General features: G+C 42.1%; 9 protein-coding genes and 1 pseudogene. 8 read left to right on the forward strand and 2 right to left on the reverse strand.

Annotation, left to right across the window (positions count from 1 at the left end; translation table 11 throughout):
* Positions 1–46 precede the first annotated feature (46 nt).
* Entirely contained in the window at positions 47–697 is a 651-nt protein-coding gene (locus UF75_RS21170; RefSeq protein WP_197079489.1) for a hemolysin III family protein, read from the forward strand.
* 23 nt (positions 698–720) lie between these two features.
* Here UF75_RS21170 and UF75_RS21175 read toward each other — a convergent pair whose 3' ends face one another.
* The gene (locus UF75_RS21175) at positions 721–1,176 is read right to left on the reverse strand and encodes a YbjN domain-containing protein (RefSeq protein WP_045576543.1); all 456 of its coding nucleotides are present in this window, start codon (positions 1,174–1,176) and stop codon (positions 721–723) included.
* A gap of 166 nt (positions 1,177–1,342) precedes the next feature.
* On the opposite strand from UF75_RS21175, the gene UF75_RS21180 reads away from it, so the two are divergent.
* The 6 genes and pseudogenes from UF75_RS21180 (at position 1,343) to UF75_RS21210 (ending at position 10,088) form a co-directional block, all read left to right on the forward strand.
* Complete coding sequence (locus UF75_RS21180; protein WP_045576544.1) at positions 1,343–2,476, forward strand: cache domain-containing protein; 1,134 nt, start codon at positions 1,343–1,345, stop codon at positions 2,474–2,476.
* A gap of 259 nt (positions 2,477–2,735) precedes the next feature.
* Complete coding sequence (gene fdnG / locus UF75_RS21190) at positions 2,736–5,768, forward strand: formate dehydrogenase-N subunit alpha (protein ID WP_082075268.1); 3,033 nt, start codon at positions 2,736–2,738, stop codon at positions 5,766–5,768.
* A gap of 2 nt (positions 5,769–5,770) precedes the next feature.
* Positions 5,771–6,587, forward strand: a pseudogene (locus UF75_RS21195) (4Fe-4S dicluster domain-containing protein).
* On the forward strand, positions 6,587–7,294 hold the full coding sequence (locus UF75_RS21200) for a formate dehydrogenase subunit gamma (protein WP_045576547.1): 708 nt from the start codon (positions 6,587–6,589) through the stop codon (positions 7,292–7,294). Before UF75_RS21195 ends, UF75_RS21200 begins: the two are co-directional and overlap by 1 nt.
* Before the next feature lie 104 nt (positions 7,295–7,398).
* Positions 7,399–8,181, forward strand: coding sequence for a formate dehydrogenase accessory protein FdhE (gene fdhE, locus UF75_RS21205; RefSeq protein ID WP_045576548.1), 783 nt, complete (start codon positions 7,399–7,401; stop codon positions 8,179–8,181).
* A 308-nt stretch (positions 8,182–8,489) separates the two neighbouring features.
* The gene (locus UF75_RS21210; protein WP_045576549.1) at positions 8,490–10,088 is read left to right on the forward strand and encodes a peptide chain release factor 3; all 1,599 of its coding nucleotides are present in this window, start codon (positions 8,490–8,492) and stop codon (positions 10,086–10,088) included.
* Positions 10,089–10,158: 70 nt separating this feature from the next.
* Here UF75_RS21210 and UF75_RS21215 read toward each other — a convergent pair whose 3' ends face one another.
* Positions 10,159–11,349: an N-acetylmuramoyl-L-alanine amidase gene (locus tag UF75_RS21215; protein ID WP_045576550.1), complete on the reverse strand. Its 1,191-nt coding sequence runs from the start codon at positions 11,347–11,349 to the stop codon at positions 10,159–10,161.
* Positions 11,350–11,473: 124 nt separating this feature from the next.
* Between UF75_RS21215 and UF75_RS21220 the strand changes: the two genes are divergently transcribed.
* Entirely contained in the window at positions 11,474–11,728 is a 255-nt protein-coding gene (locus tag UF75_RS21220; protein ID WP_045576551.1) for a hypothetical protein, read from the forward strand.
* The last annotated feature ends 495 nt before the right edge of the window (positions 11,729–12,223 follow it).

Below are 12,223 nucleotides of genomic sequence, written 5' to 3' on the forward strand. Positions count from 1 at the left end.
CTTAAATAGAAAGAACGTTAGTCAAGAGAGTTATGGAGGGTTTTAAATGACGTTGAAAATGAAGGAACCAGTAAATACTTGGACCCATTTTATTTTGTTCATGGCTGCTATTGTCGGACTCGTATTCTTGGTTCTATTGAGTAAAAACAATACTTCCAAACTTATTACAATGACAATTTATGGTGTAAGTATGATTATGCTATATGGGGCTAGCTCACTTTATCATTGGGTAAAAACCACTCCTCAAAAAGAGCTTATATTAAAAAAGGTAGACCATATTGCTATTTATTTTCTGATTGCTGGTTCCTATACACCAGTTTTTTACTATGGTTTAGAAGGAGCATGGCGCTGGGCTATGCTTGCAACGGTTTGGATTTTAGCTATTATTGGCATGGCCCTCAAGATTTGGTTTATCCATGCACCCCGATATGTGTCGTCAGCTTTTTATGTCTCGTTAGGTTGGATTGCCTTAGTGCCGTTTTTACAACTGATCAAGAATTTGCCGATGGGCGCGATCATACTAATGGCGGTTGGTGGAGCCGTTTATACTATGGGCGCAGTAATCTATGCGACCAAGATTTTTGACTTTTTCCCTAAACGATTTGGTTTTCATGAAGTCTTTCATCTGTTTATTGGGGCGGGAAGTATAGTGCATTACCTTATGGTTCTTATTTATATAGTCCCAATGACAGCGTAAAGGAGTGGCAAAATGCCACTCCTTTAAATGTTTTCAATACAATAGTCTGCTGCCTCTTCGGCACTTAAATCTCCATAAACGAGTTTCATTAATCCAGGGTAATATGTGTCAAAGCCAAGTACACCATTCCAAACGATATTAAGGACTTGGTCTTGTGAGGGCTCGGCATCTGATAAATCAAGGAAGGTGCGGTATCGGATTTCTCCATTATCCATGTCCATTTCAAAATTGCCGTTAACAAGCTCGTAGTTAATGCGACTCATAAAATCGCATACTTCAAGGCGTTTGGAATAGGGAATTTTTTGATTAATATGTGTATTGCATAGTAAGGATTCTTGCTCTTCATCGACAAGAAGGAATGCGTGAAAATTCGTGTTAATACCACGAATCTCAAGCTTAATGATCCCATTCTTGTTGTCAAAATCGAATTCCCAACCGTTTTGGCTTAGAATTTCATAGAGAACACGAAACAAGGACATAGATCAATCCTCCTATAGCTACATTTATAGTTACAAATTCCACATCAGTTAGGTAATTCCTTCTCATAACATAACCTAAACTTTAAAAATACTTTTTTAATTAAAGGTTTTAGGTGGAAAGACAACGAACTTATGATATCAAAGATATCTCCGAGGAGGAGTAAAATTGAACTCACTTAAGCATCAAATTCTATTGTTGATGATTGGTTCGCTGATCATTTTGGCAGTTAGTTTTATCTTCGTAGTTGGTTGGGACATGAGGCAAAGGGCCGTGGATGCTGCCATTGTTAAAGCAAAATCTGATTTGGCGACGTGTATGGAGATCATTGATCTTAAGTACACTGGCCCTTGGCATATACAAGACGGGATGTTATACAAAGGCGTAAATCAGTTATCTCATCAATCAGAACTTGTGGATCATTTATCAGAGCTAACCGGTGACACAGTTACTTTATTTCTCAGAGATACTCGCGTTGCAACGACTGTGCGCAGTGACAATGGAGAAAGGGCTATTGGCACAAAAGTAGCTGATTCTGTGGCTCAAACCGTCTTAAAAAATGGTCAGGTTTACCTCGGTGAAGCAAATGTTGTTGGGCATCTCTATCAGACGGCTTACCAACCAATCCGTGATATGAATGGGGATATTATTGGAATCTTTTACGTTGGAATTTCAAAAAGTTATGCTCAAGTTTTCATCGTGAATTCATTAATTCGTTTAGCGGTATTCGGATTAGGATTAACATTAATAGTCGTTTTGGTAACGTGGTTTTTTATTCAAAAAGTAATTATTCAACCTCTCCATGATATTACACTTGGGACGCGTGATGTCGCCACAGGTCATGCGACAGAAAAAATTCATGTTACTGGACCTAAGGAAATTGGAGAGCTGGCATTTGCTTTTAACCAAATGGTTGAACGATTAGGTAATATTGCAGATGAAATGAGCAAAGCTTCCGTTCCTAAGGAACCTAAAGTTAAAAATGACAATCGAATGGAAGGGCCCGATCTAGTTTTAATTGACATTCCTAAGCCACAACGTAACCTTGGACAAATGGTCCTACCGAAAGGGCTTAATCAGCATACCCTGAAGCAAATCTCTTCTTTCTTGCGCGATACAAACCGACCGGTCTCTGCAGATAATGTGGCAGAGGGGGTTAACCTAACTCGCGTAACGGTACGTAGGTATCTCGAATTTTTAGAGCAATGCGGAATTTTAGTAGCGGAATTGAAATATGGAACAGTAGGCAGACCTGTAAAACTGTTTCGGCCAGTCATTGACCTAAGTTCCTTGGATGTATGAAAATCTAATATTTCAAAATGACATAATCTATCTAACTCTAAAAGCTTACACCTCCAACTGGAGGTGTTTTTTAAGTTCCTTTATATTCTTTATAGTTTATTTATTTTCATAATGAACAAAATCGTGACTATGTTACGAATGAGAGATAAGCTATATATGGTATATTAAGAAAATTCATAAGAGTATGCTAAAAGGTTGTTCAAAGACGTACATTAGGTCATAGGTGTGGTTGGAGAACATAATAGGGAGGAAAAGAAAGATGGATGTTTCTCGTCGCGGTTTTCTTAAACTTTCAGGGCTTTCCATCGCCGCTTTAGCTGCGGGCTTAGGATTTGATCCGGCTGTAGCTGAGGCTAAAGGGTATGCGCTGAAACTGGATGGAACCAAAAAAATCCCGAGCATCTGCCACTTTTGTGCAGGTGGATGTGGGATGCTTCTGTATGTGAAAGAGGGCAAATTGATTCACCTAGAGGGGGATCCGGATCATCCGACGAATGAGGGAACTCTCTGCCCTAAGGCGGCAAGTTTACTAAGTGTCGCTAACTCACCAGATCGCGTGATTAAGCCAAGACGTCGTGCACCGGGTGCTGATCACTGGGAAGATATTTCATGGGAAGCTGCTCTGGACATCGTTGCCAAGAAAACTAAAGAAGTCAGGGATGCTAGTTGGAAAGCTGCCGATGAGGTTGTCGACGCTAAAACGGGGCTAAAGCAAATGCTCACTGTGAACCGTGCTGAAGGGATTGCCTTCTTTGGTTCGGCTGAAGTGGACAATGAAGAGTCTTACCTGATCAAGAAATTCTGCGAATTAATTGGAACCCCTTACAATGAACATCAGGCCCGGATATGACACGCTCCCACGGTGGCAAGTTTGTCACCTTCATTTGGACGCGGTGCAATGACCAATTCATGGTCTGATCTGAAAAATGCCGAGGTCTTTTTAATTGCAGGAAGTAACTGTGCAGAAAACCATCCGATTGCCATGAAATGGATTCTTCGGGCTAAGGAAAAAGGCGCAAAAGTTATTGTCGTCGATCCACGCTTTACTCGGACAGCCTCGAAAGCTGATGTCTTCGCACAAATCCGTCCGGGAACGGATATTGCCTATCTCGGCGCAATTATTAATTATATTATTGAACAAAAATTGTATGATCAAAAGTATGTTTTAAATTATACAAATGCTCTTATTAAGGTTAGCAAAGATTACAAATCAGAAGAAGGTCTCTTCTCTGGTTATGATGAGAAAACGAGAAAGTATGCCACTGCGAGCTGGGGTTACCAACTTGGACCGGATAAAAAGCCCCTGAAAGCTGAAAGTCTAGAAGATCAAGATAGCGTATTTGCTAAGCTCAAAGCACACTACTCTAGATATACTTTTGAAACTGCCGAAAAGATCTCCGGAATTCCTGCCGCTAAAATTAAAGAAATTGCGGACACCTTCTGCAAAGGGAAGCCAGGAACCATTCTTTATGCTTTGGGAATGACTCAACATACCACGGGCGTTCAAGGGATTCGTGCTTATGCCATCATCCAATTGTTGTTGGGTAATATCGGTAAAGCCGGCGGTGGTATCAATGCCTTGCGCGGAGAGCCGAATGTCCAAGGTTCAACCGATATGGCAAATCTTGTTAGCAATTTGCCGGGCTATTTGCCGTATCCCTCCAATGCGGATCAGACCTTGCGAGATTATCTTGTCAAAAATGGGTCATTTTATGAAAAACATATAGTTGCCCAGCTTAAAGCGTGGTTTGGGGAAAATGCCACCAAGGAGAATGACTACGGATATAGTTACTTACCGAAGACCAATCCCACAGTCAATGGAACGTTCGTTAAGCTTTTTGATTTAATGGAAAAGGGACAGATTAAGCTTCTTTTTAACGTTGGCTCGAATTCTTTAGTCTCTCAGCCTGACCGACAACGCGTCCGTTCTGCTTTAGCCAAACTCGATATGTTGGTCGTATCGGACCTCTTCGAGATTGAAACTGCCCAGTTCTGGCGTGAACCAGGGGTGAAAACAGCAGATATTAAGACCGAAGTCATCATGTTCCCTGCAGCTTTCGTCTATGAGAAGGCAGGCACCATGTCGAATTCTTCGCGCTGGATTCAGTGGAAAGACGCTGCGCTCAAGCCACTCGGGGAATCGAAGCCGGATCTCGATTTGATGGACATCCTCTTTAAGAAAATTCGCAAGTTATATGCAGGGAGTACAGAGGTTAAGGATGCCCCGATCTTAAAGGCCCGTTGGGAGTATGGTGAGGAAGCAAGCGCTTTAAAAGTACTTCAGGAGTTAAGTGGGTATGACGAAACAACCGGTAAGCTCCTTCCGACTATAGGGGATTATCTTAAAGCACCCATTGGCACGGCTTCTACAGGATGTTGGATTTATGCTGGTGTTACAGGGAATGGCAACCTGGCCGCTCGTCGTAAGAATGACGATCCCTCAGGACTTGGACTGTTTCAACAATGGAGTTTTGCTTGGCCAGGAAATGTTCGTATTCTCTATAACCGAGCTTCCTGTGATGAATTAGGTCAGCCTGTCGACGCCCAACGCAAACTCGTCTGGTGGGATAGCGCAGCTAAAGTATGGGCAGGAAATGACGGTGCGGACGTCGTGGATAAGACCAAGGGACCAGAAACACCAGAAGGGAAGCAAAGTTTCCGCATGAACCCCGAGGGTGTAGGTCGCTTATTTGCAGCCGTGTATATGAGTGGGTTGCCAGCAGAACCACCGGCAGACGGCCTACCCCCTATCGGTATTCGTCCTGGAGGACTATGCGTAGATGGGCCGATGCCAGAATTCTACGAACCGACGGAAAGCCCAACGACTAACCTTTTGCATCCGAAAGTTTCGGCAAGCCCAGTGGCACTGGTTGTCTCCACTAAAATCGGTAAGTCGGAAGAGTTCCCACATGTTTTGACCACCTATGGAGTAGTTGAACATTTCTGTGCAGGAGGAATAACGCGCAACATTCCGTGGCTGAATGAGATTATGCCGGAACCCTTTGCTGAAATCAGTAAAAAACTAGGGGAAAAAATTGGAGTTAAAGAAGGGGATATGGTCGAAGTATCCTCTGCTCGCGGCAAGATAACCGTTCGAGCCTTAGTTACGGATCGCTTACAGTCGTATAAAATTAATGGTAAAGATACTGAAACTATCGGTATGCCTTGGAGTTGGGGTTTTGCCAGCTTAAGTCCTGGACCGAGTACTAATGATTTGACCATAGCTGCACTGGACCCTGGAGCGGGTACTCCGGAGTATAAAGTTTGCCTAGTCAATATAAGGAGGGCATAGCGATGACAAGAAAGATGGTTTTTGTCGACACTTCAAAATGTACGGGGTGTAAAGCTTGCTCTGTGGCTTGTAAGGAGTGGAATGAGCTTCCAGCGGAGAAAACTCAGTTACTCACCAGTTATCAGACTCAAAATGCTTTTACCACAAAGACATGGACCTATATGACGTTCATTGAAAATATGAAAATCAAAAATGAATTGGCTAATGCGCAAGGCACAATGTTTTCACTGTGCAGACCCTGCTTGCATGAAGGCTTGCTCTTCGAATGCAATTACCAAGACGGAATCTGGCTACGTCGTTTTCGAGCACGATAAATGCATTGGCTGTGGTTATTGTGTGGAGAACTGCCCGTTCGGGGTTCCGAAGGTCGATCCCGTCCAGAAGAAATCCTACAAATGTACGGGATGTATCGATCGGGTAGAGAATAATTTACTGCCAGCTTGTGTTCATACTTGTCAACCGGGAGCTTTAGGTTTTGGAGAACGTGATGTTATGCTGGCGCAAGCGAAGAAGCGTCTCGCCGACGTTCAAAAGACTTATCCCAAGGCACAGCTCTACGGAGAAAAGGAAATGGGTGGCACAACCTTTCTCTACTTGTTATTAGATAGCCCAGAAGTCTACGGCCTCCCAGTTAACCCAACGATTCCACTCTCTCTGACTCTTTGGAAAGATGTCATTCGTCCGGTGGGCGGGATTGCGGTCGGAGGGGCCGCGGCTGCTGTGGTAATAGGGGTTTTCGCCAACCTCTTAAGAGGAAACTACCGATCTGGTGGGGACTCGGAAGACCCTGTAGATAGTAAGAAAGGGGGCAATAAGTAATGGCAGTCAAAATGCAAACCAAAAATCAAACCCCAAAGACGATTGACCATAATAGGATCTTGCGTTTTTCTAAAGGAGAACGCATAAGTCACTGGGTTCATGCCATTGCCTTCTTTGTACTACTCTTTACCGGATTGGGAGTTCTCAGCACCTTTTTCCAACCAGCAATGGCGGTTGTTGGCGGGATTCAAGTTGCACGTCTGATTCACCGTGGTGTAGCGGTCGTGTTCGTTGTCGTGGTGGCCTTGATGTTCTTTGTTGGAAATCCGCGCTATCACTGGGAATGGTTAAGATCAGTCTTTAAGTTTACTAAAGAAGATCTACAACATGTCACGGCATTCCCTAAAGAATTTTTCGGGGGACACGGTACCTATCCTCCTCAAGACAAGTATAACGGGGGAGAAAAAATTAACTCCATGATCACTATTTTTGGCTCTGTTTTCATCACGCTAAGTGGAATCGTGTTGTGGTTTGCCCCGTCTTTCCCACCTGGTTTAGTCCGTTGGGCTTATCCAGTACACGACCTCTCAATGATTATGATGACAGCCGCTGTTATCGGGCATATGTATCTAGGTCTATTACACCCGGATTCAAACCCTTCCATTACAGGTATGATCAATGGTTATGTACCTATAAAGTTTGCACGCTCGCACCATGCCAAATGGTATGCGAGGGTGAAAGATGAGCAAAATAATAGGCAAGCTTAGATAAGATAAGATAAGATAAGATAAGATAAGATAAGATAAGATAAGATAAGATAAGATAAGATAAGACACCTACTAGAAAATGAATGTAAGGGGAGCTCCTTTAAATGGATAAAACTATGCATAAGATGGAAATCGCGGGAGACACATCGCTGGAGCAAGCTTTTCAGACCTATTGCCTACTGAACGAAGAAGTTAGGCGCTGGCAAGATGAGCGGGGTTCTTTCGGAATGGAAGAATTGAGTCCGGCAAAGACTCCCCCTTACTACCCCTTTGTGGACTTTCCAGAAATAGTCGTCCTAGAACTCTGGAAAAGGTTGAATCAGGTAATAGGTTTAATCGTTTCCGAAGCGGCCTTAAGAGAGACCTGGAAAAGATTTAAAAACGGTCAATCCTTGTCAGAACCAGAGTTATCAAGTAATCTGCAAATCTCCTTAACGGGTATTGCACACCTTTTACGAGCAAGATTTATGAAAACCAAAATGGATGCAGAGAATAATCAAGGTCAGGTTCATCCTGAAAAAACAGCTTATGAAAGCGACGCTTGCCCAATATGTGGGGAGCACGCTACGCTTTCTATACTCGCTCGATCAAATGGTCAACGATTCATACATTGTACATTGTGCGGGCATGAATGGCCAACGGCACGTGTCGGTTGTATTCATTGCGGAAGCGAAGAAGCAACTGAACAAAGCTATCTTCAGTCAGAAGAATTTCCCGGCATCGAATTGGTGGTTTGTGAAGCTTGCGGACAGTATTTTAAAGAGTTGGATTTGCGCACACTGGCCGTAGCAGATTTTATTTGGGAAGATGTAAGAACCTTGCCGTTAAATTATGCTGCTGAGCAATGGTTGGCTGACCATGCAAAACAATCTGGAAACATCCAGTGAGGGTAGATGTTTTATAAAACAATATTCTTATTCAAGAGAAGCGCTCAGATATGATTTGTCTGAGCGCTTCTTAAATATTGCCTGAAGCTTATATAAGACAGTAGACCCTTATAAGGTTTGAGCAAGTTTTTGAAGAGTAAGGTTTATATTTTTTGTTAGATGTTAGAAGTTATAAAACGAAATGATTTGAGGAAATACACCTTAGCGTGTTATAATTAATTTTTATCCTATCCTTATAAGTGTAAAAACTGAAATAAATTAATAGACTAAATACAGGAAACTTAGACAATAGATATGTTAAGGAGTTAATGACATTGAACCAAACGGATTTAAAATCGGAAATTAATTCGCGCAAAACCTTTGCAATCATTTCACACCCAGATGCAGGAAAAACGACACTGACGGAAAAGCTGCTGCTTTTCGGAGGGGCAATTCACGAAGCGGGATCCGTTAAAGCCAGAAAGGCAGAACGTTATGCCACTTCAGATTGGATGGATCTCGAGCGGCAACGGGGGATTTCTATTACATCAAGTGCTCTTCAATTTAAGTATCAGGGATATGTTATTAATATTCTCGATACACCGGGGCACCAAGATTTTAGTGAAGATACCTACCGGACATTAACGGCTGCCGATTGTGCCGTTATGTTAATAGACGCAGCCAAAGGGGTTGAAACTCAAACGAAGAAACTGTTTCAGGTCTGTCGTCAACGGGGTATCCCAATTTTTACCTTTATCAATAAATGTGATCGCAATGCGAAGGAGCCTCTTGATCTAATGGATGAAGTGGAAAAGGTCCTTGGGGTTGAATCGTATGCTATGAATTGGCCAATTGGTATGGGTCCTGATTTTAAAGGGATTTATGATCGCCAAACAGAGCAAATTGAACGGTTTGTGGAAGGGAGTAACAAATCCAGTGCTAAGCCACCTGTATCTGGTGCTCTGAGCGATCCGAAGGTACAGGAAGGTATTGGAGAAGGTCTACTCAATCAACTTTACGAGGAGATTGAACTTTTGGATATGGCGGGTAATACATTCTCCCAAGAACGAGTGGATCGCGGAGAAGTGACACCTGTGTTTTTTGGAAGCGCGCTTAATAATTTTGGGGTTCCAAATTTTTTGAGCAGTTTTTTAGAACTCGCCCCTGCGCCCCAACCGCGAAGCACAAATTTAGGCAATTTAAACCCAGAAACTCCTAGCTTTTCGGGGTATATCTTTAAAATTCAAGCAAATATGAATGCTCAACACCGCGATCGTATCGCGTTTATTCGGATTTGTACTGGTCGATATGAACGTGGTATGAATGTGATCCATACGCGTTCTCATCGCCGACTTCGTCTTGCTCAGCCCCAGCAGCTGTTCGCACAGGAAAGGACGATTCTTGATGAGGCGTTCGCCGGTGATATAATCGGGGTTCATGATAGTGGACTTTTACGGATCGGGGATGTTCTCACAGAAAGAGATGGGCTTCAGTTTGAGGCAATGCCTTTCTTTAGTCCTGAAAATTTTGCGCGTATTAATATTGCGAATGCCCTGAAGCGTAAACAATTTATTAAAGGGATTCAGGAATTACAGGAAGAAGGGGCTATACACGTCTTTCGAGATCTCAATGTAGGAGTTGAGGCTCCAATCATTGGAGTAGTAGGTCAATTACAATTTGAAGTGTTAGAATACCGATTGCGGGAAGAATATGGAGTACAGGTGGATATTCAACATCTCCCTTTTGAAATCGTCCGTTGGGTAGAAAATGAACCGAAGACTGTGAAGTTGTTGACAGAATCTAGTATGAGTACTGTTGTGATAGATAAAGATGAAAACTACGCTGTTTTGTTATTGGACGAATGGAAGGCAAAATGGCTAAGTGATCGTTATAATATTGAATTTTTTATGCAACCGCAGAGTAAGTAATAGATATTAAAACAAAGGCCTAGGATAATGATTATTCTTAGGCCTTTTGCATGTGCGTACAAAAAAAATTTCAAACACCGGGCTGAGCAGTAAAAGTATGATCTAAGAGAATATGCCCCCCGATTGATTCACCATATTCGCCATTAATAAGAATACAAACTCCATTAATTCCAGGAATTTGAGTTAAAGACCAAACGATTGATCTTATGGTTATATCTTCCTCTAAGGCCCCGCCTGGAAAATCATCACTAATATTTTTACTAAAGTTAATAGTTGCTAATCCATTTTGAATAGATAAAGAAAGTATTTGCGTAGTTTGAGCAAGTGCCGATGTAAGTTTGTCGGATTGAGGACCCCGTATAAGTTCGTTCAGGATCAGGATTGCTTTTTGAGATAAGGTTAGATTTGACCATAATGATTTGTCAATTTGACGTTCTTCAGGCACAAGATTTTCGAAGTTATCGCTTGAAAAGTAGAGTCTATATGTACCCCCACTAGCAGGAGGAGGGCCTTCTTGACGTGCAAATGTAGTTGAGCTTTCCCTAACACCCATTGGAAAGACATTGAAATAATTCTCAACTCCTGCTCCGATTGCGTCGGCAACTGAATCACGATAATTTTCTGATAGCAAGAGTTTTCTTTCTCGAGGATTAGAAATAAATCCAACCTCTACAATGACTGAGGGAATCTTCGTTTGTTTAATAACATAATAATCTCCTGCCTTGGCTTTACGTTTATTATCGGATTGAAGCAGAGTAAGTTGTTCTTGGATTAGTTCAGCCAGTGCTTTTCCAGACGGAGAGTCTAGATGGTGATAGGTTTCCATGCCATATGAATTTCGTTTCGGAAAGCTGTTGGCGTGGACACTAATGAATAAATCAGCGTTGTTCTTATTAGCTATCTCGATCCTACTGTTTAACTCAATTCGTTTGGCCATACGTCCTTTGACAAATCCCGGGAGAAAGAAATCCCTGTCGACTTCGCGAGTTAGTATGACTGTACATCCTTTGGTCGCTAAAACTTTACTTAAGCGCAAAGAAATATCTAAATTGACGTCCTTTTCTTTGAGTTCGGAATTTTGAGCCCCTGGATCAGCCCCCCCGTGTCCAGGGTCAATAACAATCACTTTATCTTTCAGATTAGAAGATAGTACAGAGGTCAATTGTAATGACCAGGCTCCAATAAATAGTATGATCACTGCAAGCAATGCTACCAAAACCGTCCTTTTACGCACTAATATTACGGTTGGCCTCTTAAACATACTACAACACACTCCACTTTAAGAGTCATTAATTATGTATATTGTAAGAAATTGTTTCGTAAACATAAATTTGAAAAGAATTCTAACTTAAGACTTTATAAATTGGAAGGATGAGGCAGATGAATTGGCTGATCGCTTTAATTGGGGTAATCTTGTTGAATATTCCTTTTGGGTATTGGAGAGGAAACGTCAAAAAGTTCTCATGGCAATGGTTTATATCAGTTCATTTACCAATACCAGTTATAGTTTTTTTGCGTATTCAATTAAGTCTCGGATGGGAATTAACGACGTATCCCATATTAGTAGGGGCCTATTTTTTGGGGCAATTTTTGGGTGTGAAGTGGCATCGACTTTGGCGGAGGTCAATGCGTGTCAGTAATTGTTTATTTTACGATATTGTACGGAATCGATGGGTTATTATCATCATTCGTTAGGGTGTGACGGAGGGGTGAGTAGTTACACATATCGGGTCATGGCTTGTATAGCTGGAGTAAACGAATGTTAATAAATAATTACTAGGATCTTGCATAATAAATAATACTTTAGCAAATAATAGTTGACATCATATAAGCTGAGATGGTAATATAACCGAGCGCCACAAAAGCGATATTGATTGAATTACAGGTCTGAGGCTGAAGTGTGTTTGATTAGAACTTAGTGAAAATTAGTTATTGACAACTCAGGTTGAAAATGCTAATATGTAATTCCGGCCTAAACAGCCAAAAAGATTATGGTCTTTGGTCACCTCCCGCCATCCTGCAAGATGGTTAATACGTGCGAAGACGGTGTCTTCGGGCTCCGGTGACACCCAGACCATCACGGCAGCTAGCCATCCATGGCGCTGCTCTAATCTCGAACATCCCTGTTCGAGTCA

It is taken from the genome of Desulfosporosinus sp. I2 (assembly GCF_000960765.1).
GTDB lineage: Bacteria > Bacillota > Desulfitobacteriia > Desulfitobacteriales > Desulfitobacteriaceae > Desulfosporosinus.